The organism is Aurantiacibacter flavus (assembly GCF_039710615.1).
Taxonomy (GTDB): domain Bacteria; phylum Pseudomonadota; class Alphaproteobacteria; order Sphingomonadales; family Sphingomonadaceae; genus Alteraurantiacibacter; species Alteraurantiacibacter flavus.
Genome location: NZ_JBDLBR010000002.1, coordinates 544,787 through 567,339 on the forward strand (window position 1 = coordinate 544,787; position 22,553 = coordinate 567,339).

A 22,553-nucleotide genomic window follows, 5' to 3' on the forward strand; every position below is an offset into this window, starting at 1 on the left:
GGTTACAGCCGCAACCGGGCAAGTCAAACCGCGACCATGCTCTTGGCGGCGAACGAGGCCTTGGCTAGACGGTGGTCATGTCCGACTTCGTGCTTTCACTTGTGATGCTCGCCGCCGCTGTGCTGGTAGGCGGGGCCTATTCGCTGTTCCGCAAGGGCAACACCCAGAAGGCGCTGCTGATGGCGATGCTGGCCTTCGTGATGATTGCCAATGTCGTGATCTGGGTGGTCCCCGCCAACGACGGCGGCGAAAGCCTTCAGGAAGCCGCCGCCGTCGAGGACTAGGGCTGTGCTCAGGGGATTTGCCAGGTCACCGCGCCGGTGAAGGTGCCGACCACCTGCGCGCCGCTGGTATCCTTGGCCGGTTCAAACCGCGCGCGGCGGCTGAGCAGGCGGCAAGTCTCGCCGTCGAGACCGCTGTGGCCCGAACTCTGCGTGACTTCGCAGGTCTCAACCCGGCCATTGCTCGCCACGACGAGGCGATAGCGCACCGTGCCTTCGTTGCCACGCATGAGGTCGCGGCGCGGATAGTCGTCGGTGGTGATCCAGCCGGCGGAGTTGTTGGATGCCCTCGGGCCGACGGCGGCGAAGCTCGGCGTGGGCGTGGGCAGGGCGAGGTTGTTATCGCCAACAGTGCTGCCCGGTAGCTTGGCCGGAATCGTGGGCATGATCGGTCCGTCGTCGAACCGCTCTGCCACCGAAGGGGTTTCGACCGGCAGGTCGATGATCCGGTCGGGCGCCTTGGGCGGGTTATAGGTTGGAACTATCGGGTCTTGCTCGGCTTTCTGTTCGGGTGGTGGCGGGTCGAGAGTCGGCACGGGGGTGGGTACGTTCCACGCGGTCACGATTTTCTTGGGCGGGGCGATCACACCGGTAATGGTCAAGCCGGTATAGACGCCGAGGGCCATGATCGCATGGATCGCGCCCACTCCGAGCAAGGCCCTCGCCCGGGCGCCGGGCGCGGATGTGCTGTCAACATAGGCCATATCAAACTCCCTCTTTGTAATGTTATTATGTAACACATTACCACGAGCCGAAGCCGGAGAAAAGCCACCAAATTCAGGCGCGACTTTCCGTCCGTCAAGTGACGGTCCTGGAGGGATTTACGGATGGAGAGCCGGCCAGGTTCCCGCCCGGCGCGCCGATCTGCGGTCAGCCGATCAGGTAATCGGGCAGGACGGATCGAGCCGGAAGTCGAGGTAGTTGTCGACCGAGGCCATCAGCTCGTCCATCTCGTTCTCGAAGAAGTGGTTCGCCCGCGGGATCTCGTCGTGATGGATCGTGATGTGCTTCTGCGTGCGCAGCTTGTCGACCAGCTTCTGGACGCTGTTGGGCTGCACCACCGTATCGGCCGTGCCCTGGATGAAGATGCCCGAGGCCGGGCAGGGCGCGAGGAATGAAAAATCGTACATGTTCGCGGGCGGCGCAACCGAGACGAAGCCGCGAATCTCCGGGCGGCGCATCAGCAGCTGCATCCCGATCAGCGCACCGAAGCTGACGCCGGCGACCCAGGTCACCTGCGCTTCGGGGTGGATCGACTGCACCCAGTCAAGCGCCGAGGCGGCGTCCGACAGCTCGCCAATGCCATTGTCGAAACTGCCCTGGCTCTTGCCGACGCCGCGGAAATTGAATCGCAGCGTGGCGAAGCCTCGGTCTGCGAAGGTTTTGTAGAGGCGCTGGACGATGCGGTCGTTCATGGTCCCGCCGCCCTGGCTATGCGGGTGGAGGATCATCGCCACGGGCGCGCGGGGGCGCGGGGCGGGAGAGAAGCGGCCTTCGAGACGGCCTTCGGGGCCGGGGAAAATAACGTGCGGCATGGGCGGATCGGCTCTGCTTTATTGGGTTTTGAAACCGCGCGGCTGGCGCGGGTGAAGTGGGCGGCTATATAGGGACGATGGCGTTATTCGCAATTCTTTCCGCATGACCCGTATCTATCTGGACCACGCCGCAACCTCGCCGCTGCGCCCGGAAGCGCGCACCGCGATCGACGAGGGCTTTGCGATCTGGGCCAATCCCAGCTCGCCGCACGCCGAAGGCCGCAAGGCCAAGGCGGCGCTTGAGGATGCGCGCGAACGGGTGAAAATGGTGCTCGGCTGGACTGGCGAGGTCATCTTCACATCGGGCGCAAGCGAGGCTCTGGCGCTGGGGCTGGGCCGCGCGAAAGCAAGCCGCCGCGTGGTCAGCGCGGTGGAGCACGACGCAGTGTTTCGCGCCGCGCCTGATGCGGAGGTCTATTCCGAGGATGTCACGCTTGATGGCGACACCGTGTTCGCGATCCAGCACGTCAACCCCGAGACCGGCACGATCAATCCAGTCGCGGACATGGCTGAGGTGCTGGGCGAGACAGGGGCCCTGGTGCTGTCCGACTGCTCGCAGAGCGCGGGCAAGCTGGCCTTGCCGCAGGTCGATATGGCGGTGATCTCTGCACACAAGTTTGGCGGGCCGATTGGTGTCGGCGCGCTGCTGGTGCGCGACTTAGCACTGCTTGAACCGATGGGCGGACACGAGCGCGGCTATCGCGCCGGAACCGAGAACCTGCCCGCGATCATGGGTATGGCCGCAGCGCTGGAGGCGGGCGACTGGGCGACCTCTGTGGCGGAACGCGCGGAGTTTCGCGAGGCGCTGGCGGGCGACGTTCTCGATCTGGGCGAGCAGGTGGATTACATCGTGCCGCTCACGCATCCGAGCATAAGCGCACAGGCGTTGCTGATCCGGCTCGATGCGATGGGCTTTGCGGTATCGGCTGGGAGTGCGTGCTCGTCGGGCACGCTGAAGAAGAGCCGCGTGCTCGATGCCTTCGGGTTGGAGGACGACGCGGCGCGGCGCACGATCCGGGTGTCGCTGGGGTGGAATACCACGGCGGCGGAGCTGGAGGACTTTGTGAAGGCTTGGCGGGGGCTTCAATAGCATTGACCGCTTGCCCTGAGCCGTTCGAAGGCCGTCCTTGTTTTTATGTCGGTCCACAATTCATCAAGAACAGCCGTCGTCGGGGCTTTGCCCGATCTGCAAATTCGACAGGCTCAGGGCGATGCAGACTATTCTTCCGGGGCGACAGCATTTTCGTATTCGGGATGGTCAGGCCCCACGCATTGACCCTGCACGCTGGCCTTTGAAAACAGAGGATTGTCTGACTTATGAGTTTCGCCTTGAAGAAACCGCATGTTGGGCCCCATCGAAGCGCACTGTGCGGCTAGGTCCGAGCGAGCTTCATTGGCCAGCATCGTTGAACAGCCGCTGACCGCAAGTGCCGCGATCATCAAGCATGTAATTCGCAAATTCGTATTCATTCATGCGTCCCCTGTCTGGAAATCACCTCTCCGACAGTCCTTCGAATCTGCGCTCGATTGGATTGAATGGAATATTCAACACAAGACTGTGCGGGCGCAAGCACGTTTTTATTAGGGCAACTTGGAGGCGGTATTACAAGACGATGCCGGGGGGCTCGCAATTTTTTCTTCCCCATTCTCGCCGTTTCCATTCCGCCCATGCGCTTGAAGATAAGCCCTCCCCACGCTCTCAGCCTCGAAGTGGCTTCGCACCGACTGCTGGCCTGGGCAGTTGCAGGCTCGTTCGAGCGGGGAATTCAGGTGGGCCACGCATCCGAGATGCGGGTCTTCAAGTTCGAAGCGGGCGATATCGACAATCTGCTGGCATGTCTCGAGGCGCTTCAAACAGCCCGGTAAGCGGTCAGCGCCCGCCGCGCTGAGCTTGTAATCGTCGCCCGCCGTCCCCATCTAAAACTCAGCTACCAGTCGCAATCGACGGTCACCGCTTCCACCTTCGGAAGCTCTTTCCTTCAGTTCCGCCTCCTAGTCGCAGCCGGGTCAATTCTGGCGCGCTGCACACTCGTACGAAGGAATGACAAATGTCACATTTTGGCAAGATCAAAAGCTACGACAGCAGCTCGGGCACCGGCTCGATCACCCCTGAAAAGGGTGGCGATGCACTCCGCTTCAAGAAGGCGGACCTGCAGCAGGAAGGCCAGATGCCCAAGGTCGATCAGCGCTTCAGCTATGAAACCAGCGAAGTCGATGGCGGCAAGAAGACTGCCGTGAACCTGCAGGCCCAGCAGGGCGATGGCCAGAACCAGAAGGATCAGGCCAGCGCCCAACAGGGCTGACGCCGACAAGCAGGCCGGGGGGGATCACTTCCCCCGGCTTACGCCCGCCCCCTCTTGCCAGGATTCGTTGCCATGCCGATGAACAAGTTTCTCTTCGATCACCAGCTTGCCGCGATGAAGGTCGACCGGTCGGGCACGGCTGAAGAACGCAAGGACGCCATCGATCTGTTGGGAGGGCGAGCCAAGCGGTTGGCCGAGTGGCGAAGGACGAATGGCCTGTCCGGTCAGGGCTGGCCTCGCGACGAACGTGGCCCCGCTGAGGAGGATGGATGACATGAGCATCGCACCAATCGCACCGAACCCCGATCAGCCTGGAACCGGCGCATGGGAAAGCGAAGGTGGTTCCCTGAAGCCCGATACGCCAGCCGCGCTGCCGGAAGGGATCATAGCCGTGACGTCCGTCCACTATCGCGTCGGGCAATATTCCTATGCGCGGCTTGAAGACGCTCTGGCCGAACATCGTCGCCACCACACCTAGCAGGCATTGCCGACCCTGATCGGATTTTTTGGGCAATGCTCGCCGTTTCGGCTCTGCCCAAGGTTCCTCGATAGCGCCCGGTCATCCAAACCCAAGCACCTCTCCACCGCCGCACAGTCCGGCAAGCTGACCCATGCTCCCGTCGCCGCAGTTTACTTGCGCCGATGAAGCATGTTCCGCTAGAGCTCCGCAAAAGACCAAAAGGAACTCTATCGTGCTCAAGCCTGTGCTGATTGTTGCTGGTGCGTTGCTCGTTACGGCTTGCGTAACCGATCGCGATGCGACTGGTCTTTCCGAAAGCGCCGCCAAGGGCCGGGCTTTCGCTGAGGCCAATTGTGCCAGCTGCCATGCGCTTGAAGATGGCACTTCCCCCAATCCCAACGCTCCCAGCCTCGAGGTGGCTTCGCACCGGTTGCCGGCGTGGGCGGTGGCAGGCTCGTTCGAGCGGGGAATTCAGGTTGGCCACACCTCCGAAATGCCGATCTTCAAGTTCGAAGAGGGCGATATCGAAAACTTGCTGGCCTATCTCGATGCGCTCAGGACAGCGCAGTAAGCGGCTGGCCTAGGTCGCACGCGGCTCTGCCACATCGTAGGCGCAAAGGTTGCGCTCGCCGATGCCGAGGTCCGGCCATGCCGCTCGCCATTCGGCCAGATGCGCTGTGGCGGTCGAGTGCGTGCTGATCGACCCACATCTCTTTTACATGGATCAGGCCGGGGTCGAACAGGTCTTCGGCGTAGCTGTATTCCGCGCAGCCTTCCTCGGCGCGGCTTGCCTCGGCCATGCGCTGCATGATCGGTCGGGCTGCCTCAAGGTTGTGGGCGGGCAGGCGAACGGTTCCGACGATCAGGAGCATGGCGGGACGGTATAGCAGGACGGGTGATCAAGCCATGCTCATGTCACTTGATCAAGCTTGGGCTGGGGGACGTACAGTCGGTGCTCCCACAGAAACACCGCTCGCCCTGAGCTTGTCGAAGGGCTGCTTTTCTGAATCGCGGTCTGACAAAACAAAGAAGAACGGCCCTTCGACAAGCTTAGGGCGAGCGGAAGAAGGGTCAGCCCTTTCCTACAGACGTCGAAAGCCCCACAAGGGGGCTATGAAGCGCACGGCCCACCCGGAAAAACTCCGCCAGACTGTCAACTTTACGGGCTGGCATAGAAATGGCGCAATTCTGAGGGATAACGCCGAGCAAGGACGCTTGTCGGGGTGTCAACTTCGTCATCTTATTAGCACGGCGGGCCGGGCATGATCTATCTCGACTATCAGGCCACCACCCCGCTTGCGCCCGAAGCGCGGGAGGCGATGGAGCCGTGGCTCGGCGGGCCGGGCAGCGCGCAGTTCGGCAACCCGCATTCGCCGCACCGGATGGGGCGTATGGCTGCTGCTGCGGTGAAGGTCGCGCGCGATCAGGTCGCGGCGCTGTTTCCGGCGGGTGGGCGCGTCATCTTCACCAGCGGCGCTACCGAGGCCATCAATCTGGCCATGCGCGGGGCCTTTGCTGCAAGGGCCGGGCCGGTGGCGTGCTCGGCCATCGAACATGCGGCCGTGCTCGATACGGCGCGGGCGCTGGGCCAGCACCGTGAACTGAAGGTCACGGGCGAGGGGCTTTGCGATCCGGCACAAGCGCTGCCCGAGGGAACGCGGCTGGTCGCGGTGATGCAGGCCAACAACGAGATCGGCACTGTCCAGCCGACCGCCGATTGGTTTGGCCGCGCGCAGGAGGCGGGCGCGCTCTATCTGTGCGATGCGGTGCAGGCCTATGGCAAGCTCGCCTGCGCCGAGGCCGACATGATCGCGGTCAGCGCGCACAAGCTGCACGGGCCGAAGGGCATTGGCGCCCTGTGGCTGCGCGACGGGGTGGAGCTGGCACCGATCTCTACCGGCGGCGGGCAGGAGCAGGGCCTGCGTTCGGGCACCTTGTCACCCATGCTGTGCGCCGGGTTCGGCGCGGCGGCGGCGCTGGCGGCTGATCGGATGGAGGAGGACGCGGCGCATGTCGAAGCGCTGTGGCAGCGCGCCCGCGAGCTGTTTGCCGGGTGGGCGCTGAACGGCGGCGCGGAGGAACGCTGGCACGGCAATATCAACCTGCGCCAGGAGGGGCTCGATGTCGCCCGGCTGATGAGCGACTGCCGCGATGTCATGTTCTCGGCCGGTTCGGCCTGCGCCAGCGGAAGCGGACGTTCCAGCCACGTGCTGCGCGCGATCGGGCTGAGCGGCGCGCAGGCAAAATCGTCGATCCGGCTGGGTTTCGGGCGCTACACCACGCTTTCCGAGCTTGAAGAGGCGGCTGAACGAATTATAGTTGCTGCGTCGCAACAAGGATAGACACCATCAAGGTCACCTTCATTACACGCGAGGGCGAAAAGTGCGCGGTCGAGGCCGCGCCGGGCGATAGCTTGCTCGAAGTGGGCCAGCGCGCCGGTATGCCGCTCGAAGGGACGTGCGAGGGCCAGATGGCCTGCTCGACCTGCCATGTAATCATCGCGCGCGAATGGTTCGGCCGCCTGTCCGAAGCCAGCGAGGAGGAAGAGGACATGCTCGACCTCGCCGCGGACGTGGAGGCGACCAGCCGCCTGTCATGCCAGATACTGCTCACCGAGGAGCTTGACGGGCTGGAGGTGCGCATTCCCGAGGCCAGCCACAACGCGCAAGGGTTCTAGCTCTCGGTGTCGGGTGCGGGGTTTTTCTTCGGCCTCCATCGCCTCCAGCCAAGCAGACCGAGCCATACGACAAGGCCGATCGGTATGGCAGCCGTGGCCAGCACGATCAGCGCTGCAATGACGTTGCCGAGCACCGAGCCGACCGAGCCGAATGCGTGCCGGATCGGCTCTGTGAAACCGCCGCCGGAAGGAGCACCGCTCTGATATTGCACATTGACCCGGCTGAAATCGACCCGCCCGCGCATCTCCGCAAGCCAGGAACGCGCCTGGTCGATTTCTTCGTTGACCTGGGCGACGGCGCGTTCAGCCTCGACCAGTTCAGCCACCGTCCCGCGCCGCGTCTCGAGCACTTCCATAAGCCGATCGCGCAAGGCGGTGCGCGCCCGCAGCCGCGCTTCGGTGTCGACGATTTGTTTGGAAAGATCTTCGCCGGTGATCGCGGACGATACCTGCTCGCCGCCCGCCTCACCAGCAGTCGCCGCGAGTTGCGCTCCGAATGCTCGCGCCTTGTCTGCCGCCACCGCGAGGTTGAGCGAGCCGTAGGCGTAGTCGCCCTCGTCACCCGAAGAGCGCATTTCCAGCACCCGGCATTGCTGAGGCCCCATGCTTTCGCACAGGGCTACGTGCCGCTCCTGCAAGGGCGCCATGTCGTTCGCCGCAAGGCGAAAACCATACTCATAAACGTAGGCGATCTGCGGGATAGAGACCGGAATTTCTCCGCTCGCCGCATCTTCCGCCGGAGCGGAAGGTTCGGCCATATCCATCGTCGTCAGACGCTCTTCGACCGCGCTGTACTCACCCTGCTGTCCGCAAGACGCGAGCGCCAGAGTTGCGCAACTCATTGCAAACAAACGCTTCATGATACGCTCTCCAGCCAGCTCATAGGGTGCGCCTTATTTTTGCCGTATTCTATGAGGCGACAATCCCATTTTGCAAGCGCCCATGCAAAAGGCCCCGCCGAATTGATCGACAGGGCCTATGGTTATCCGCTTCACGAACCGGCGTCAGACCATCTCGACCGCGTTCTTCAGCGCAGCAATCAGCGCATTGGTGAAGGCCGGGATATCGTCCGGGTTGCGGCTGGTGATGAGGTTGCCGTCAACGGCGGCTTCTTCGTCGACAACATTGGCGCCGGCATTGCGCAGGTCGGTCCGAATCGAGGGCCAGGAGGTAACGGTCTTGCCTTCGATCACGCCAGCTTCGACCAGCAGCCAAGGCCCGTGACAGATGGCTGCCACCGGCTTGCCGGCATCGACGAAGGTCTTCACCATCGCTACCGCATCCTTGTCCATGCGAAGGATATCGGGGTTCATTTGGCCGCCGGGCAGCAGCAGCGCATCGAAATCCCGAGCCTGGGCCTTGTCAAGCGTCAGGTCGACATTGACCGGGCTGCCCCAGTCCTTGTTGTCCCAGCCCTTGATCTGGCCGCTTTCGGGGCTGACGACCGTGGTCTTGTAACCGGCCTCTTCCAGCATCTGTTTGGGTTTCTCAAGCTCGCTTTGTTCAAAGCCGTTGGTGGCAAGAATCATAACATGTTGGGGCATCTGTCTATTCTCCGTAAAATTTTGCTCTCCCCCTTGCTACGCTTGGGGAAACCGCGCAGTTCCCTGCTGTCCCCCCAGCCGTGCCGCTGCTAGGCCGAACTGCATGTCGTCTGCCGAAACCGAAGACCACGATCCGTTCGACGCTATCGTCGATGCGCCGTTCGACAGCGCGCTGTCCGAGCGCTACCTCGTCTATGCCCTGTCGACGATCACCGCGCGGTCCTTGCCCGACCTGCGCGACGGGCTGAAGCCGGTCCACCGCCGCATCCTGTGGGGCATGCGCGGCCTGCGCCTCGGGCCGGATAGCGCGTTCAAGAAGTCGAGCCGCGTGGTCGGCGACGTGATGGGCAAATATCACCCGCACGGCGACAGCGCGCTTTACGATGCGATGGTGCGCCTCGCGCAGCCGTTCACCTTGCGCTATCCGCTGATCGAGGGGCAGGGCAACTTCGGCAATATCGACGGCGATAACGCCGCCGCCCAGCGTTACACCGAATGCCGCCTGACCAAGACCGCGCTGCAACTGATGGAAGGGCTCGACGAAGGCACGGTGGACTTCGTGCCGACCTACAACAACGAGGAGGAAGAGCCGGTCATCTTCCCCGGCCTGTTCCCCAACCTGCTCGCCAACGGGTCGAGCGGGATCGCGGTGGGCATGGCCACCAACATTCCCAGCCACAACGCCGCCGAGGTGATCGACGCCGCGCTGGAACTGATCGACAACCCGCATGTCGAGCACGCAAGGCTGATGGAGCTGGTGCAGGGGCCGGACTTTGCCACCGGCGGCCTGATTGTCGACAGCCCGGAGGCGATCTCAAATGCCTATGAGACCGGGCGCGGTTCGTTCCGGGTGCGCGGCCGCTTCCACGCCCCTGAGGCTGAGGATGCGGCTGACCGTGAGGCGGGGATAGAGCGTCACAAGGGTGGCGGCTATCAGCTTGTTATTTCGGAAATCCCCTATCAGGTTCCGAAGGGCAAGCTGATCGAGCAGATCGCCCAGGTGATCGCCGACAAGAAGCTGCCCCTGCTGGAAGATGTGCGCGACGAGAGTGATGAGAACATCCGCCTCGTGCTGGTGCCGCGCAGCCGCAATGTCGACCCCGAGATGCTCAAGGAGAGCGTCTACAAGCTGACCGATCTCGAAACGCGCTTTGGGCTGAACCTGAACGTGCTCGATTCCACCCGCACGCCTATGGTGATGGGTCTGAAGGAGCTGCTCGAAAACTGGCTGCGCCACCAGATCGAGATCCTGCAGAACCGCACCCGCCACCGGCTTGGCAAGATTGCCGACCGGCTGGAACTGGTCGAGGGCTATATCATTGCCTTCCTCAACCTCGACCGGGTGATCGAAATCATCCGCACCGAGGATGAGCCCAAGCCGATCATGATGGAGGAGTTCAATCTCACCGACCGGCAGGCCGAGGCGATCCTCAACATGCGGCTGCGCAGCTTGCGCAAGCTGGAGGAAATGCAGCTCAGGCAGGAAAAGGACGACCTGCTGGCCGAGAAGGACGAGCTGGAGAAACTGCTCGATAGCCCGGCCCGCCAGCGCACACGCCTCAAGAAAGACCTGCGCACGCTGCGCAAGGACTATGCCGAGGATACCGCGCTGGGCGCGCGCCGCACCACGATTGCCGAGGCCGCGCCGACCGTGGAGTTCGACCCCAGCGCGATGATCGAGAAAGAGCCGGTGACGGTGATCCTCAGCCAGAAGGGCTGGGTGCGCGCGGCCAAGGGCCACGTCGATCTGGGGCAGGATGGCTGCGGCGACTTCAAGTACAAGGAGGGCGATGGCCCGGCCTTCGCGGCCCACTGCCAGACCACCGACAAGTTGCTGCTTTGCGGCAGCGACGGGCGCTTCTTCACGCTCGGCGCGGACAAGCTGCCGGGCGCGCGCGGCTTTGGCGAGCCGGTACGCAACGGGCTCGATATCGATGCCGCGACGCAGATCAAGGCGATGATCGTCCACGCGCCGGGACGGCAGATCCTGCTCGCGGCCGATACCGGCAAGGGCTTTGTCGCGGTGACCGACGAGCTGCTCGCCGAAACGCGCAAAGGGCGGCAGGTGGTGAACCTGAAGGGCGATGCGAAGCTGGTGGTGGTGCGCCCGATCGCCGCCGAGCATGATCATGTCGCGGTGGTTGGCGAGAACCGCAAGCTGGTGGTGTTCAGTCTCGAAGAGATGCCGGTGATGACGCGTGGGCAGGGCGTGACACTGCAACGCTATCGCGACGGCGGGCTGTCTGATGCTACGACCTTCACGCTGGCCGAGGGGCTGAGCTGGCAGATGGGCGGCGACAGCGGGCGTACCCGTAACGAGACCGAGATCGGGATGTGGAAGGTGGCGCGCGGCGCGGCGGGCCGTCTGCCGCCGAACGGTTTTCCGAAGGATAACCGGTTCTAAACCGGTTCCGTTCGTGGTGAGGAGGGTGCGAGGTCGAAGACCGAGCACCCGTCTCGAACCACACGCGCGCAGATCTTAGAGGCCGGTCCTTCGAGACTGGCGCTCAGCCTGCGGCTTCGTGCTATCCTCAGGACGAGCGGAACGGGATTCAAAGCGGGATACGAGAAGGCCCGCGCGGACGGACATCCGCGCGGGCCTCTTGTAGTCTTGGGTTAGCCGCTTAGCTGGCCTGCGCAGCCGCGATGGCAGCGTCGAGGTCGGCCTTGGTGACCAGCACCATCAGCGAACCATCGGTGTCGAGCGCGAACATCTCGCGCGGCAGCGTCAGCGGCTCCTCGTCTTGCACCATGGTGATGCCAACGTCGGTCATCTCATCGATGGTGCCGAGCGACACGTCATCTGCCGTGGCGACTTCAGCGCCGACCACCAGGGCAGCGGCAAGCGCGGCTTGGCGGCGGGCCACCTCCTCGTCCATCATGGCGTCGAGTTCGGTCTTGGTGATGTTGAGCGTGTAGCCGTTGTCACCTTCGGCAAAGCTGTCGAGCGCCAGCGGCACCTTGTGCTTGCCGGTATCGACCACGGCGTTGGCACCGTCGTTAGCGGCGATCGTCCCGATCTGGACGCCGTCATTGCCCATCACCATCGCGCCCACTTCCTGAGCGTTGGCGGCACCAGCGCCGAAGGTGAGAGCGAGAGTGGCGGCAAGAGCGGTGAGTTTGTTAGTCATGCAAATTCCTCTTCCATCCAGCCAGCGGACAAGGCGGGGCCGGGAGCGATACAAAATCCGACAGCGCGCGATGCTGGGCCGGAAAAACGATGGAGGGCGGCACACCGCAAGGCGGCAGACACTTGTGAGGCAAAGCAGGCCTCGAACCCTTGAGAGCGATCTAGCAAGACCACTCTTAACCTTACCTGCACCAGATCGGCGGAGGATTTCAAGCGCGTTGGCGCAATTCCTCGTCGAGAAGCGCGCTCACGCGGTCTTCCGGCGGGAAATTCTCCGCGATCCAGCGCGCCTCGACTGCTTGCAGGATGCGCGCAACCTCCGGCCCCGCGCCTACGCCGCGGGCGACTATCTGCCCGCCCTTGAGCGGGAACACCGGCACGTCCCAGTCATCGAGCGCCTCGGCATCGCGCCCGGCAAGCAGCAGCAGGTCGCGTGCCATGGCCGGTCCTTCGCGATAGGCGAGGGCACGCGGGTCTGCGTCCTCGCCGCCGCGCTTTGCCATGCGGGAGAGCGCCTTCTTCTGCGCGGTGGAGAGCCGGAGCCGCGCGGCGACCTGTTCGGCAAGCTTGGGCTCGGCGGGCAGCATCGCCGCCAGCCTGCGCAGCGGCGCGGGCTTGGCGGACTGCAATGTTTCGAAAGCGATGAGCGCGGCAAGCTGCGCCATCCCTGCGGATGTCACCTCGGGCAGGACAACCGGCAGCACCCCGCGCGCGAACATCCGCTCGACCGTCGCCAGCGGCTCGGGCAGCGCGAGCAGGGCGAGCAGTTCGCCCGCCACCCGCTCGCGCGACAGGCCTTTCAGCGTCGCCGCCATATCGGCGCAGGCTTCCTCGGCCTCGCCATCCAGCATGGCCCCGAAGCGCGCCTGGAAGCGGTAGTAGCGCAGGATGCGCAGATGGTCCTCGGCGATCCGCTCATGCGCGTCGCCGATGAAGCGGACCTGGCGCGCGTCGAGGTCGGAAAGGCCCTCGAAATAGTCTGAAATTTCCAGGCTAAGTGGATGTGCATAAAGCGCATTGATGGTGAAGTCGCGGCGTGCGGCGTCTTCCGCCCAGTCTTCGGCGAAGGTGACGGTGGCGCGCCTTCCATCGGTGGCGACATCCTTGCGCAGCGTGGTGATCTCGACGTTGCCGCCCGGCAGCACGGCGGTGACGGTGCCGTGGTCGATGCCGGTGGGGATGACCTTGATCCCGGCCTCCTTCAACGCGGCCATCACCGCCTCAGGATGAAGTGTGGTGGCGGCGTCGATATCATGGACCTCGGCCCCGAGCAGGCTGTCGCGCACCGCGCCGCCGACCCAGCGCAAGTTTTCTGCGCCCAGCACCATGACCAGTCCCGCGAGGTCTTCGCGTGCGGCCCAGTCTGCCTCGAGTATCACCTGATCCATTGCCAACCCCACTAGCCAACCCCGCTCATCCTGAGCTTGTCGAAGGATCGTTCTGATTGTGGCTCCGTCGGCTAAGGGCAAAGCGACCCTTCGACAAGCTCAGGGTGAGCGGAGGGTGGGGATAGGGGCTGAGCGGAAGTTCGGCACAGGAGGAACGGCGGTGGTAGGGGGCAATGCCCTTTCGATCAATCTAGCAGGTCTTCCCAGGCCAGTCGGTGCGACAGGTTCGCCAGAATGCCTGCGGTGATCCCCCAGATGCGATAGTCCTGCCACAGGATTTCAGTGTAGTCTCTCTGGATACCGCGAAACAGGCCGCTTTTCGCCACGTGGTTGCGCTGGTCGAGCGCATAACGCAGCGGCACCTCGAACCAGCCCGCCACCTCGCGCGGGTCCGGCCGGATCGGCAGATCGTGCGGAACCAGCCCGAGCACCGGCGTTAGCTCGAAGCCCGAGCCGGTGACGAAACTCTGTGTCTGTCCGATCACGCGCACCGCGTCGGGCGCGATGGCCAGTTCTTCGTCGGCTTCGCGCAGCGCGGCGGCCACGGCGTCTTCGCCCGCTTCCAGCTTGCCGCCAGGGAAGGCCACCTGGCCGGGATGTTTGAGCATGGTGTCGGGCCGCTGGGTGAGCAGGATGCCCGGATCAGGCCGATCGGTCACCGCGATCAGAACGGCGGCGGGGCGCAGTTGGCCGCTGGTCACGTCGCTGTCGTCGCGCAGACCGGCAAAGCCGACGTCTCGGCTTTTGGCAAAGATGTGCGTGAGGCGGTCGAACAGTTCGCTCATCGCGGCACCAGCGAGAAGTTGGCGCCTGCGCTGGTGACGGCCAACTCCTCGCCGCCCTCAGCCAGCGCATGCTCGGCCAGCTGGAGCCAGGTCGCCCGGTCGAGCCGCGCCTCGGTGCCGTGGCGCACGGCCAGATAGATCGCCGGGCAATCGGAATCGCCCTCGGCGCGCAAGGGGTGGTCGGGACCAGCGACGACCAGCTCATCGGTGTTGAGGCGGAAGGCCAATGCGCCGCCTCCCACCTTCATATCGACCGCAAGGAAGGCGGCATCGTCGACCGCGATGGACTGGCGGCACTGCGGCGTCATCAGCCAATGCTGACCGCTCTCGTCCTTCACCAGCAGCGAGGAAAAGGCGCGCACCATCGCCGGGCGATTGATCGGACTGCCGTCATGAAACCATGTGCCGTCGGCAGCGATCCGCATCAGGCTGTCAATTTCCTCGCTCGGGCTCCAGCGCTCGACCGGCGGCAGGCGCCGTTCTTCCACCGCGCGGGCAATCTGTTCGAGCGAGAGAGAGGCAAGGTCGGGCGGGGCGTCGTATGGCATGGCTGTCAAAGCAGCGATGCCAGAGAGCGTCAGCCGATCCAAGGCCCCAGCGTGCCCTTTTCCGGCAATACACCCACATTGGGCGCGCGCACGAGCAGGCGGGCCTTGTCGTAAGGGCCGGGCAGGGTCCAGCCCTGCGTGGGCGCGGCGAAGAAGCCGAAGCGGCCATAGTAAGGCGCATCGCCGATCAGCACTTGCGGCAGCGCTGCGGCGGGATCGAGGCTGGAGGCCATCGCCATCATCAGCGTGGTTCCGAAACCTTCGGCCTGCCGTTCGGGCACCACGGCGACCGGGCCGACCATCAGCATGGGATGGCGACGGCCCGCCTCGTCGGTGAGGGCGATAGGATAGACCTGGATCGAGCCGACCAGCAATTCCTGCTCGTCGATCGCGGCAAAGCTCAGCGCGGGCAGCCATTCGGTTCCCTCGCGCACCTTGTAGGCGGTGCGCTCATGGCGGTCCGGCCCGAACGCACGATCGAGCAATTGCTCGACCAGAGCGGGGTCGACGGCGCTCAGCGGCACCATTGTGGCAGGGGCAAGAGAATCGGCCATGAGACGCGCGCGATTAGGAGCGCGCGCAACCGCCTGCAATCGATTTGTGTGCCTCAGCCCGCTGGCGTGAGGCGCAAAAGTCTGCCGTTGTCGCCGTCCTCGATTACCCAGATGGCGCCATCGCTCGCCTCGACGATGTCGCGCAGCCGCTTGGGGAAGGCATAGCGTGCTTCCTCGGTCGCGGCGTTGTTTGCAGCATCGAGAGCAACGCGCACGATGCTGGTGGTGGCGAGGTTGGCGATCAGGATTTGACCCTGCCAGTCGGCAAACATGTCGCCTTCGTAGAAGATCATGTCGCCAGGCGCGATGACCGGGGTCCAGAAGATCGCGGGCTTGGTGAAGCCATCGTCTGCCGTATGGTCGGGGATGTTGTCGCCGTTGTAGTTCACGCCGTTGGATCGGGCGGGCCAGCCGTAGTTCGCTCCTTCGACGACGAGGTTCAGCTCGTCACCGCCGCGCGGCCCGTGTTCAAGCTCCCACAGGTTGCCCGCCGCGTCGAACTTGAGGCCGAGGATGTTGCGCTGGCCATAGGTCCAGATCTGGTCGGTCGGGCTGCCTTCTTCGGCAAACGGGTTGCCCGCCGCCGGGGTGCCGTCGAGATTCAGGCGCAGCACAGCGCCGAGGTTGTTGGTGCGATCTTGCGCGGGGTCTTGCTGTTGGCGGTCGCCGCTGGAGAGGAACAGGTATTGTCCATCGGGCGCAAAGGCGATCTTGTGGCTGAAATGGCCGTTGCTCTCGATAGCGAGGCTTTGCTGCCAGATCTGGGTGAAGCATTCTAGCGCGCAGCTCTCCTCGCTGCAGACCAGTTTGCCCCGACCGAGCGCGGCGCGGCGCGCATCGCCTTCGTCGGCCTTGGCCCAGCTGAGGTAGACGGTGCCGCTCGTCGTATAATCCGGCGCAAAGACCACGTCGCCAAGCCCGCCCTGTCCGCCATAGGCGACCTCGGGAAGGCCGCTCGTAATCTCCAGCACGCTACCATCGGCGGGGCGGAACAGCTTGGCAGTGCCCGCCTTCTCGGTGATCAGGAGATTGCCGGTGCCCGGCTCCTCGGCAATGGCCCATGGCTCGGCAAATGTGCCGTGGCTGGTGGCGGTGAAGGGCGAGCCTTCCTCCAGCGCGACCACCTCCCCGGCGGAGAGGCCGGCGGGTTCCTGGGCGGTGCTATCCCCGGCGCCAAGCCCGCTACAGCTTGCGAGGATGAGCGACACGGTAAACAATGGGGTGGAAAGGATCGACTTGCGCATGACTTCCGGCTCTCCGTTATCAGGCTTCGAACGCCGCTTTGCCGTGCCCGGCTGCATTGCCGGGGTCGACGAGGCGGGGCGCGGGCCGCTGGCAGGGCCAGTTGTGGCCGCTGCCGTGGTCCTGTGCAAGCCTGCACCGGAAGGTTTGGGCGATTCCAAGAAGTTGACCGCCCGCCGCCGCGCCGTGCTCGAACAGGAAATCCGCCAGACCTGTGCCTTCGGGATCGGCGTGGTCGATGCCGAAACAATCGACCGGATCAACATCTTCGCCGCCACCATGCTGGCCATGGCGCAGGCGATGGAGCGGCTGTGCGCGGTGCTCGGCGCCGACCCTGCCGAGGCGCTGATCGACGGTAACCTCACGCCTGCCGGGCGCACCGAAAGCTGGCGCTGGCCAGCGCGCGCGATTGTGGGAGGCGACGGCAGCGAACCGGCCATCGGCGCGGCCTCGATCCTCGCCAAGGAATATCGCGACCGGCTCATGTGCGAAGCAGCCCTCGCGCACCCGCACTATGGGTGGGAGCGCAACAAGGGCTATGGCACGAAGGAACACAGCGAAGCGCTGCGCATTTATGGGCCAAGCCCGCTGCACCGCCGCAGCTTTGCCCCTGTCGCCCAGCTCGAAATGTTCCTGCAGGAAGCGTAACCAGATGATCTTTTCGATACTTGCCGTGCTCGGCGGTCTCGTCGCCCTCGCGCTGGGCGGCGAATTGCTGGTGCGTGGAGCCGTGGGCATTTCCCGAATGCTCGGCAATTCGCCGCTGATTACCGGCCTCGTGGTGGTCGGCGCGGCGACTTCGATGCCCGAACTGGTGGCGAGCGTGCAGGCGGCCATGCTCGGCTCTCCCGGGATCGCCTGGGGGAACATCGTTGGCTCGAACATCGCCAATTCGCTGTTGATCCTTGGCGCGGGTGCGTTGATCGCGCCGATTGCCATGCGCGGGATCGGCAAGCGCGACGCGTTGATCGGGCTGGTGGCGGGGCTGTTCCTCTGGCTGGCGACCTATGCGCAATGGGCCTCTCCCGCGCTGGGTGTGGCGCTGCTGGCGGCGCTGGTGGTCTACATCCTGTGGCGCCTGCGGCAACTGCCCGAAACCGGCGAGGACGATGGAGACGATGAGGGCGATCCGATCTGGTGGCTCGCGCTGCTGCAATTCGGTGGCGGCTTGGCCGCGCTGGTCGGCGGCGGTGACCTGCTGGTGGGCGGCGCGATCGAGCTGGCGCAGATGGCGGGCGTCTCGCAGACCGCCATCGGCCTCACCGTGGTAGCTGTCGGCACTTCACTGCCCGAACTCGCCGCCACTGCCGCAGCCGCCCTGCGCGGTCGCAGCGAACTGGCGATTGGCAATGTGGTCGGCTCCAACCTGTTCAACCTGCTGCTGATCGGCGGCGTCACCATGACCATCGCGCCGCAGCCGATTCCCTACGAACTGGTCGACATCGAATGGCCGGTGCTGGTGGCCAGCGCGGTCCTGATCCTGGGCCTGTGCCGCTATGCCAAGCGATTGGGACGCGGGCTGGGCGTGGCGCTGCTGGCCGCCTTTGCCGCCAATACCGGGCTGGTCTTCGCACTTTAGAAAAATAATTCGCGCGATTTCCGAAGCGCGAGTCTTGCTGGCCACACCCCATCATGTCGAGTCCGGCTGCCAGAGCGAGACTCAACATCTGGTGTCATTCCCCTTTCGTTCGCCCGAGTCGCACCCTGCATTTTGGGGTCTGGCCTCGCTCACGCTACCTTGACTGGCGAGTCGCAAGGACTCACAAGCCTGTGGATAAGCGAGGGATTGATTGTTCATGGGTGAATTGACGATAGTCCGGGCTCCGCGCCCGGCACGGGTAAAAGCTGCGCCGAAGGTCGAGCTGCCGCTGGGGCAGATCCTCGCGGGCGACTGCGTTTCGGAAATGCGCAAGCTGCCCGATGCGAGCATCGACCTCGTCTTCGCCGACCCGCCCTACAACCTCCAGCTCGGCGGCGACCTCAACCGCCCCGACGGCAGCCACGTCGACGCCGTCACCGACGACTGGGACCGCTTCGACAGTTTTGCGGCTTACGACGCCTTCACCCGCGAATGGCTGACCGAGTGCAAACGGATACTCAAACCCGATGGCGGGCTGTGGGTGATCGGCTCGTACCACAACATCTACCGCGTTGGCGCGATCATGCAGGACCTCGGGTTCTGGCTGCTTAACGACATCGTCTGGCGCAAGTCTAACCCGATGCCCAACTTCCGCGGCACCCGCTTCACCAATGCGCACGAGACGCTGCTGTGGGCGAGCCAGGGCGAAAAGGCGCGCTATCACTTCAACTATCGCGCGATGAAGACGCTGAACGACGAACTGCAGATGCGCAGCGACTGGGTGCTCCCGATCTGCTCGGGCGGCGAGCGGCTGAAGGGCGATGACGGCCACAAGGCCCACCCCACGCAGAAGCCCGAGAGCCTGCTGTACCGCGTGCTGCTCGCCACCACCGAGAAGGGCGATGTCGTGCTTGACCCGTTCTTCGGCACCGGCACCACCGGCGCGGTGGCCAAGCGCTTGGGCCGCGAGTGGATCGGCTGCGAGCGCGAGGCGGCCTACCGCAAAGTGGCGACGGCGCGGATCGCCAAAGAACTCCCCCTCGACGAAAGCGCGCTGACCACGATGCAGAGCGCCCGCAGCCAGCCGCGCGTGGCCTTTGGCGCGGTGGTCGAGGCGGGGCTGCTGCCGGCGGGGACCGAGGTGTTCGACAAGAAGCGCCGCTGGCGCGCGCAGGTGCGCGCCGATGGCTCGCTGCTGTGCGAGAAGGAAAGCGGCTCGATCCACCATGTCGGCAAGACACTGCAAGGCGCGCCGAGCTGCAACGGCTGGACCTTCTGGCACTACGAGCGCGATGGCGAGATCAAGCCGATCGATGCGGCGCGGCAGCTCTATTTGCTGAGCGTGGAGGATTGATCGAACACTGAAGGCGGCTCGCTCACGCGCGGGCAGGGCTGAACCCGGGGCGAACCACCCCGGCCGCCATCGCGATGGCGGCAAAGGCGATGATCGCCGTTCCCATACCGGGGCCGCCCAGCAGCAGGCCAAAGAGGGAAGCCCCGACAGTCTGCCCGATGGCAAGGGTCAGGAAACCGATCGTCAAGCCGGTTGCGGGGCGCTCCGGTAGGGCTTGCACGCCCCAGATTAGATAGACGCCGCTCAGCATGACGTAAGCGGCACCGAAAAGCGCTCCACTTGCCAGCACCAGTCCGGCCATTGCCACACCGGACCCGACTGCCGCGATGGTGGCTGCAACAGCACCGCAGAATAGCAGATGGATGCGCTGGAGGCCGAAGCGCGACACAAGGCTGCCGGCCCACGCCCCGATAATTCCTCCTGTCCCGATGCCGCTCCAAAGTATGGCCGTTCCGGTAGGGCCCCAACCCAAATTTTGCGAGACGAGTTGCCCGCCGAACGACCAGATCGCAGTGCTCGCCATGCCGATCAGGAAAGTGGCGACGATCAAGGAGCCGAGTGGCTTCGTAATCCTTGGCAGGCCGATTGAGGAAGCGCTGCCGCGGGTAGACGGCAAAGCGACGGAGGCGACAGCCGCCAGAACAACCGCCAATCCAGCGAAAATCGCAAATGTCGTTCGCCATTGCCCGTTCATGGCAAGCGCGATCGGGCCGGACAGGGCGACACCCGCGCTCGTCCCCGCATTGATAAACGTGTTCGTCGCATCTTGCCGGTCGGCTCGAACGGCGGCGACGACAGCCGCCGCCATCGGTGGAGAGGCAAGACCCGTGCTCAACCCGGCGACGATTACGGCAAATGCCAGGAAGGCAGGAGACGGAGCCAGTGCGATCCCGGCCATGCCAATCGCGGCGAGCATTGCCGCCGATATCGCCACGATACGCGCCCCAAGCCGTTCAGTGAGGGCCGCTGCAGCTATGATCGCAATACAGTAACCGGCAAACGACCCGCCCGAGATCACGCCGCTTAATGACGAGCCAAGGTCAAGCTCGGCATCGATCTGCGGCAGGAACAAGCCAAAGGCGAACCGCGCGAAGCCGTAGCACAGCGCGATCAAGCCAAATCCGGTCGCGCCTACGCGAAGCGTTGGGCTCATCGTCGCGCATCAACCAACAGACCAGCGGCGGAGCGAGCTGCCGATACTGCCGTTACGCCACGATACACTGCGGCGTGTGTTGCTCCCTCCGCGAGAATAAGAATCTGTTCGGCGAGAGCCGGATCCTCGTGGCCGAGGTCCGCAGCAACGATTTCATGAATGCGATGCCGGAACGCCGTCTTGTGAGCAGTGACAGCCGCGGCGATCTCGGGCGTATTGCCTCCGGTCTCGGCCAGTGAGCGCAGGAAAAGACACCCGCGCGCGCCCTCTGTCCGCACCCAATGCTCAACGGCGGAAAAAAGCGCATCCACGCTCTGAACCGCAATGGCTTCCATGAAGCGTCGATCACGCTCGGCCAGCACCCGGCCCATCAGCGCCGCCTTGCTGCCGACACGTTTATAGAGTGTCCGGCTCGACATACCGGCAGCCTGAGTCAAGCTGTCCATCCCGGTCGCGCTATAGCCGTTTGTGTCGAAAAGCCGCTCAGCGGCAATTGTGAGTTCATCGTTTGGCATGACCGAAAGCGTAACCGAACGCTGAAGCAATGTAAAACGCTCGTTTTACATTGCAGTCGGTGTCCACTGTGGGCGCAATTGCCGGCAATCCGATTCGCTGGTTGAGACGAGCCGCCAACCCCCTTTCCTACGCCCCGCCACCTGTGCTTGAACCGCGCGCGAACCGTCATGGGGTTACGCAGAACTGTGCACGAGAATGACCAGAGGGTTTTCTTCCCCTGTACTCTGTCACACCTGTAACACCCTTGCAGGAAAAGCCGCAGAAAGCTGAACGATGAGCCACACCGTCTACCTCCAGCCGCTGACCACCGTGACCGGGCCGCAGGCGGTCGAAGGTGATGCCGTTCGTCTCGGTGGATCAATGGTCTATGTGCGGGAGTTCGCAGTGATTGTGCGCTCTGGCGGCGCGGTGGTGTCACGTCAGGTCGTCACCCGCGAAGGCATGGACGCGGCGCTGGCGGAGCTGCCCGCTGGCCTAACAGGCGAAGGCGCGGCGCAGTGGGCCGACCTTCAGCGCGTCCACCCGCCGCTGCAATGCGGGGAGCGCACGATCCGGCTCGACCAGCCGCAGGTGATGGGCATCCTCAACGTGACGCCCGACAGCTTCTCCGACGGCGGCCAGTTCATGGACGACCCTGAGGCCATGCGAACGCAGGCCGCCACCATGCACGAGGCGGGCGCGGCCATTCTCGACATCGGCGGCGAGAGCACCCGTCCGGGCGCGGCCACCGTGTGGGAGGGCGACGAGATCAAGCGCGTCGTCCCCGCCATCGAGGTCTGCGCGGCGATGGGCGCGGCGGTGAGCGTGGACACCCGGCGACCGGCGGTGATGGAGGCGGCGCTTGGCTCTGGGGCACATGTGATCAACGATGTGTCCGCCCTGCGCCACGATCCGCGCAGCCTTGCCTATGCCGCTGCCAGCGGGGCGCCGGTGATCCTGATGCACGCGCCCGGCGCGAGCGTCGAGGCCGCCGAGGGGCTGCACAAGGATGGGAGCTATACAGCCGTCGCTTTCGACGTGTTCGACTGGCTGAAAGAGCGGCGCGATGCGGCGCTCGCGGCAGGGATTGCGCGCGAGAAGATCGTGCTCGATCCGGGCGTGGGCTTTGGCAAGACGCTGGCGGACAACCTCGCGCTGCTGAATGCGCTGCCGCTGTTCCACGCGCTCGGCCAGCCGCTGTTGCTAGGCGCGAGCCGCAAACGGATGATCGGCGCGCTGAGCAACGAGGCTGCCGCGTACCAGCGGCTGGGCGGCTCGCTGACGCTGGCGCAACTGGGGATGGACGCGGGCTATCACCTGCTGCGCGTGCACGACGTGTTCGAGACGGTGCAGGCGCGCAACGTGTGGCGCGGGCTGAGAGACGCGGCGCTCACTGACTTCAACGGGTTGGTGGCTTGACTCTGAGATCGACCCCACAGGGGTCGCAAGGGCAAGCGCCCGCCCGCAGGTGCCCCGCAGCAAAGCGGAGGGAACAGCACCGAGGACGAAAGCCCGGATGGGCTTT

28 protein-coding genes are annotated in these 22,553 nt (G+C 64.6%); 14 read left to right on the forward strand and 14 right to left on the reverse strand.

The genetic code is table 11. The features are described 5' to 3' along the window. The first annotated feature begins 77 nt into the window (after nucleotides 1–77). Entirely contained in the window at nucleotides 78–284 is a 207-nt protein-coding gene (locus ABDJ38_RS07220) for a hypothetical protein (RefSeq protein WP_346784408.1), read from the forward strand. Between the two features lie 8 nt (nucleotides 285–292). On the opposite strand, the gene ABDJ38_RS07225 is transcribed toward ABDJ38_RS07220, so the two are convergent. Next, nucleotides 293–985, reverse strand: coding sequence for an energy transducer TonB (locus ABDJ38_RS07225; RefSeq protein ID WP_346784409.1), 693 nt, complete (start codon nucleotides 983–985; stop codon nucleotides 293–295). A 174-nt stretch (nucleotides 986–1,159) separates the two neighbouring features. Beyond that, entirely contained in the window at nucleotides 1,160–1,816 is a 657-nt protein-coding gene (locus ABDJ38_RS07230; protein ID WP_346784410.1) for an alpha/beta hydrolase, read from the reverse strand. Between the two features lie 103 nt (nucleotides 1,817–1,919). On the opposite strand from ABDJ38_RS07230, the gene ABDJ38_RS07235 reads away from it, so the two are divergent. Continuing rightward, nucleotides 1,920–2,906: a cysteine desulfurase family protein gene (locus ABDJ38_RS07235; RefSeq protein WP_346784411.1), complete on the forward strand. Its 987-nt coding sequence runs from the start codon at nucleotides 1,920–1,922 to the stop codon at nucleotides 2,904–2,906. 128 nt (nucleotides 2,907–3,034) lie between these two features. Here the strand turns inward: ABDJ38_RS07235 and ABDJ38_RS07240 are convergent, their stop codons facing one another. After that, entirely contained in the window at nucleotides 3,035–3,286 is a 252-nt protein-coding gene (locus ABDJ38_RS07240; protein WP_346784412.1) for a hypothetical protein, read from the reverse strand. A 66-nt stretch (nucleotides 3,287–3,352) separates the two neighbouring features. Between ABDJ38_RS07240 and ABDJ38_RS07245 the strand changes: the two genes are divergently transcribed. The 5 genes from ABDJ38_RS07245 to ABDJ38_RS07265 all read left to right on the forward strand — a co-directional run bounded on the left by ABDJ38_RS07245 (nucleotide 3,353) and on the right by ABDJ38_RS07265 (nucleotide 5,150). Further along, the gene (locus ABDJ38_RS07245) at nucleotides 3,353–3,682 is read left to right on the forward strand and encodes a hypothetical protein (RefSeq protein WP_346784413.1); all 330 of its coding nucleotides are present in this window, start codon (nucleotides 3,353–3,355) and stop codon (nucleotides 3,680–3,682) included. Between the two features lie 182 nt (nucleotides 3,683–3,864). Continuing rightward, nucleotides 3,865–4,119 (forward strand): cold-shock protein, encoded by a 255-nt coding sequence (locus ABDJ38_RS07250; protein ID WP_346784414.1) that lies wholly within the window; start codon nucleotides 3,865–3,867, stop codon nucleotides 4,117–4,119. Nucleotides 4,120–4,197: 78 nt separating this feature from the next. Next, a complete protein-coding gene (locus tag ABDJ38_RS07255; RefSeq protein ID WP_346784415.1) occupies nucleotides 4,198–4,392 on the forward strand; it encodes a hypothetical protein in 195 nt (64 codons plus the stop codon). 1 nt (nucleotide 4,393) lies between these two features. Further along, nucleotides 4,394–4,597, forward strand: coding sequence for a hypothetical protein (locus ABDJ38_RS07260; protein ID WP_346784416.1), 204 nt, complete (start codon nucleotides 4,394–4,396; stop codon nucleotides 4,595–4,597). A gap of 214 nt (nucleotides 4,598–4,811) precedes the next feature. Continuing rightward, nucleotides 4,812–5,150: a c-type cytochrome gene (locus tag ABDJ38_RS07265; RefSeq protein ID WP_346784417.1), complete on the forward strand. Its 339-nt coding sequence runs from the start codon at nucleotides 4,812–4,814 to the stop codon at nucleotides 5,148–5,150. Here ABDJ38_RS07265 and ABDJ38_RS07270 read toward each other — a convergent pair. Beyond that, nucleotides 5,134–5,451 carry a putative quinol monooxygenase gene (locus ABDJ38_RS07270; protein ID WP_346784418.1) on the reverse strand — a complete coding sequence of 106 codons (318 nt, stop codon included), beginning with the start codon at nucleotides 5,449–5,451 and terminating at the stop codon, nucleotides 5,134–5,136. The two genes, ABDJ38_RS07265 and ABDJ38_RS07270, sit on opposite strands and share 17 nt — an antisense overlap. 390 nt (nucleotides 5,452–5,841) lie before the next feature. On the opposite strand from ABDJ38_RS07270, the gene ABDJ38_RS07275 reads away from it, so the two are divergent. Together ABDJ38_RS07275 and ABDJ38_RS07280 are read left to right on the forward strand one after the other, a co-directional pair. Beyond that, nucleotides 5,842–6,921, forward strand: a complete 1,080-nt coding sequence (locus ABDJ38_RS07275; protein WP_346784419.1) for a cysteine desulfurase family protein — start codon at nucleotides 5,842–5,844, stop codon at nucleotides 6,919–6,921. A gap of 5 nt (nucleotides 6,922–6,926) precedes the next feature. Beyond that, a complete protein-coding gene (locus ABDJ38_RS07280) occupies nucleotides 6,927–7,256 on the forward strand; it encodes a 2Fe-2S iron-sulfur cluster-binding protein (protein ID WP_346784764.1) in 330 nt (109 codons plus the stop codon). Here ABDJ38_RS07280 and ABDJ38_RS07285 read toward each other — a convergent pair. Together ABDJ38_RS07285 and ABDJ38_RS07290 are read right to left on the reverse strand one after the other, a co-directional pair. Beyond that, entirely contained in the window at nucleotides 7,253–8,116 is an 864-nt protein-coding gene (locus ABDJ38_RS07285; protein WP_346784420.1) for a DUF4349 domain-containing protein, read from the reverse strand. The genes ABDJ38_RS07280 and ABDJ38_RS07285 overlap by 4 nt on opposite strands. Before the next feature lie 144 nt (nucleotides 8,117–8,260). Next, entirely contained in the window at nucleotides 8,261–8,800 is a 540-nt protein-coding gene (locus ABDJ38_RS07290) for a type 1 glutamine amidotransferase domain-containing protein (RefSeq protein WP_346784421.1), read from the reverse strand. Between the two features lie 103 nt (nucleotides 8,801–8,903). On the opposite strand from ABDJ38_RS07290, the gene parC reads away from it, so the two are divergent. Continuing rightward, a complete protein-coding gene (gene parC / locus ABDJ38_RS07295; protein WP_346784422.1) occupies nucleotides 8,904–11,204 on the forward strand; it encodes a DNA topoisomerase IV subunit A in 2,301 nt (766 codons plus the stop codon). A 220-nt stretch (nucleotides 11,205–11,424) separates the two neighbouring features. Here the strand turns inward: parC and ABDJ38_RS07300 are convergent, their stop codons facing one another. From ABDJ38_RS07300 to ABDJ38_RS07325, 6 genes are all read right to left on the reverse strand, one after another. Continuing rightward, nucleotides 11,425–11,931: a hypothetical protein gene (locus tag ABDJ38_RS07300; RefSeq protein ID WP_346784423.1), complete on the reverse strand. Its 507-nt coding sequence runs from the start codon at nucleotides 11,929–11,931 to the stop codon at nucleotides 11,425–11,427. A gap of 208 nt (nucleotides 11,932–12,139) precedes the next feature. Beyond that, on the reverse strand, nucleotides 12,140–13,318 hold the full coding sequence (locus ABDJ38_RS07305; RefSeq protein ID WP_346784424.1) for a CCA tRNA nucleotidyltransferase: 1,179 nt from the start codon (nucleotides 13,316–13,318) through the stop codon (nucleotides 12,140–12,142). 185 nt (nucleotides 13,319–13,503) lie between these two features. Further along, nucleotides 13,504–14,103 (reverse strand): CoA pyrophosphatase, encoded by a 600-nt coding sequence (locus ABDJ38_RS07310; RefSeq protein WP_346784425.1) that lies wholly within the window; start codon nucleotides 14,101–14,103, stop codon nucleotides 13,504–13,506. After that, nucleotides 14,100–14,651: a DUF1285 domain-containing protein gene (locus ABDJ38_RS07315; RefSeq protein WP_346784426.1), complete on the reverse strand. Its 552-nt coding sequence runs from the start codon at nucleotides 14,649–14,651 to the stop codon at nucleotides 14,100–14,102. Before ABDJ38_RS07315 ends, ABDJ38_RS07310 begins: the two co-directional genes overlap by 4 nt. A gap of 29 nt (nucleotides 14,652–14,680) precedes the next feature. After that, nucleotides 14,681–15,205: a GNAT family N-acetyltransferase gene (locus ABDJ38_RS07320; protein ID WP_346784427.1), complete on the reverse strand. Its 525-nt coding sequence runs from the start codon at nucleotides 15,203–15,205 to the stop codon at nucleotides 14,681–14,683. A gap of 53 nt (nucleotides 15,206–15,258) precedes the next feature. After that, nucleotides 15,259–16,449 (reverse strand): PQQ-dependent sugar dehydrogenase, encoded by a 1,191-nt coding sequence (locus ABDJ38_RS07325; protein WP_346784428.1) that lies wholly within the window; start codon nucleotides 16,447–16,449, stop codon nucleotides 15,259–15,261. Between ABDJ38_RS07325 and rnhB the strand changes: the two genes are divergently transcribed. The 3 genes from rnhB (at nucleotide 16,448) to ABDJ38_RS07340 (ending at nucleotide 19,380) form a co-directional block, all read left to right on the forward strand. Next, nucleotides 16,448–17,095, forward strand: coding sequence for a ribonuclease HII (gene rnhB, locus ABDJ38_RS07330; RefSeq protein WP_346784429.1), 648 nt, complete (start codon nucleotides 16,448–16,450; stop codon nucleotides 17,093–17,095). The two genes, ABDJ38_RS07325 and rnhB, sit on opposite strands and share 2 nt — an antisense overlap. A gap of 4 nt (nucleotides 17,096–17,099) precedes the next feature. Continuing rightward, the gene (locus tag ABDJ38_RS07335; RefSeq protein ID WP_346784430.1) at nucleotides 17,100–18,026 is read left to right on the forward strand and encodes a calcium/sodium antiporter; all 927 of its coding nucleotides are present in this window, start codon (nucleotides 17,100–17,102) and stop codon (nucleotides 18,024–18,026) included. Nucleotides 18,027–18,243: 217 nt separating this feature from the next. Then, the gene (locus ABDJ38_RS07340; RefSeq protein ID WP_346784431.1) at nucleotides 18,244–19,380 is read left to right on the forward strand and encodes a site-specific DNA-methyltransferase; all 1,137 of its coding nucleotides are present in this window, start codon (nucleotides 18,244–18,246) and stop codon (nucleotides 19,378–19,380) included. 22 nt (nucleotides 19,381–19,402) lie between these two features. Here the strand turns inward: ABDJ38_RS07340 and ABDJ38_RS07345 are convergent, their stop codons facing one another. Together ABDJ38_RS07345 and ABDJ38_RS07350 are read right to left on the reverse strand one after the other, a co-directional pair. Then, nucleotides 19,403–20,533 (reverse strand): MFS transporter, encoded by a 1,131-nt coding sequence (locus tag ABDJ38_RS07345; RefSeq protein ID WP_346784432.1) that lies wholly within the window; start codon nucleotides 20,531–20,533, stop codon nucleotides 19,403–19,405. Continuing rightward, nucleotides 20,530–21,078 carry a TetR/AcrR family transcriptional regulator gene (locus ABDJ38_RS07350; RefSeq protein WP_346784434.1) on the reverse strand — a complete coding sequence of 183 codons (549 nt, stop codon included), beginning with the start codon at nucleotides 21,076–21,078 and terminating at the stop codon, nucleotides 20,530–20,532. The genes ABDJ38_RS07345 and ABDJ38_RS07350 overlap by 4 nt, the downstream gene beginning before the upstream one ends. Nucleotides 21,079–21,322: 244 nt before the next feature. On the opposite strand from ABDJ38_RS07350, the gene folP reads away from it, so the two are divergent. Beyond that, on the forward strand, nucleotides 21,323–22,447 hold the full coding sequence (gene folP / locus ABDJ38_RS07355) for a dihydropteroate synthase (protein WP_346784435.1): 1,125 nt from the start codon (nucleotides 21,323–21,325) through the stop codon (nucleotides 22,445–22,447). The last annotated feature ends 106 nt before the right edge of the window (nucleotides 22,448–22,553 follow it).